Annotated in this window: 1 protein-coding gene; it reads left to right on the top strand. The window is 58.5% G+C overall.

Annotated elements, in window-relative coordinates; genetic code table 11:
* Window positions 1-48 precede the first annotated feature (48 nt).
* Complete coding sequence (locus tag ACMGFG_RS24200; RefSeq protein ID WP_436932849.1) at window positions 49-1,047, top strand: transposase; 999 nt, start codon at window positions 49-51, stop codon at window positions 1,045-1,047.
* The last annotated feature ends 21 nt before the right edge of the window (window positions 1,048-1,068 follow it).

Raw genomic sequence — 1,068 nt, 5'->3', positions numbered from 1 at the left:
GGCGGTGGTGCAGAAGTCCTCACAAGGAAGCGGTAGGACGAATCTGATGTGTCTACGACCAGCTCCGTCCTACCAGATAACGCTACGGTAGAACAGGTCTTCAAAACACTGGACACCGAGACAACGGCACTGTTCGAACAGCTGGATCTATCGTTTCTTGTGGACTATCCCGTGTTCGCCCCCGATCCGAGGGGGCGAACACGGGTTCACGAGCCACCAGAACTCCTGAAAGGCATCCTTCACTGCTTCTATCACGACATCTACGGTCCGCGTCCAATGGCGCGAGAACTCCACAACGAGGATGTCTGGCGGCAGTGTGGCTTCGAGAGTCCGCCGTCCCGGCGGACACTCTCGCGGTTCATCGCTGACTTCGAACTTGTCGCAGAGGACGTGTTCATCGAGTTAGTCCACGAGCTTGCCGAGCAGGTACCGCTCGGCAAGCTCTTCCGTATCGATGGCACAGACATTCCCGTCGATCACCGGGACGAGGACGCTGAGTGGAACTACGACCACGCTGAAGACGACTACTATTACGGCTACGGCTGTTGTGTCGTGACCGCCGCCAACAACATCCCCGTCGCAGCGGCGTTCACACCAGCGAAGAAAGTCGATCAGGAGACGGCGATGCGCGTCACGCGTGACGCGCTCGCCGTCGAAACCCCACGCTGGATGATCGGCGACTCCGAGTTCGATATGCTGGAGTGGCACGACCACCTACTGGCGCAGGCGGTCGTGCCGATTGCTCCGTACAACCCACGGAACACGAACGATCCGCTCGATATTGACTACCGCGTTGAGGAACGGATCAAAGAGTATAGCGACACGGTGCGTCTCTGGCAGAAACAGCTCGAAGAGACGTATTCGTACCGTTCACAGGTTGAGACAGCGATTGGCGTCCTCAAGGATCTCGGCCTCGGGACCCCGCGGGTCCGAGGCCGAGTGAGAGTCAAAGCACACGTCTTCCTCGCTCTTTGTCTCCGCTTGGCCGTTGCACTCGCTAATCACCATCGAGGAAACGATGTCGCTAGCCCCACAATCACGCTATGAGAACACTTCTGCCCCACCGCC

The sequence above is a fragment of the Halosimplex halobium genome, assembly GCF_051414055.1.
In the GTDB taxonomy this organism is placed as follows: Archaea; Halobacteriota; Halobacteria; order Halobacteriales; family Haloarculaceae; genus Halosimplex; species Halosimplex halobium.
Note: the sequence above shows the minus strand (reverse complement) of the source record. Positions and strands in the feature narration are given on the sequence as shown.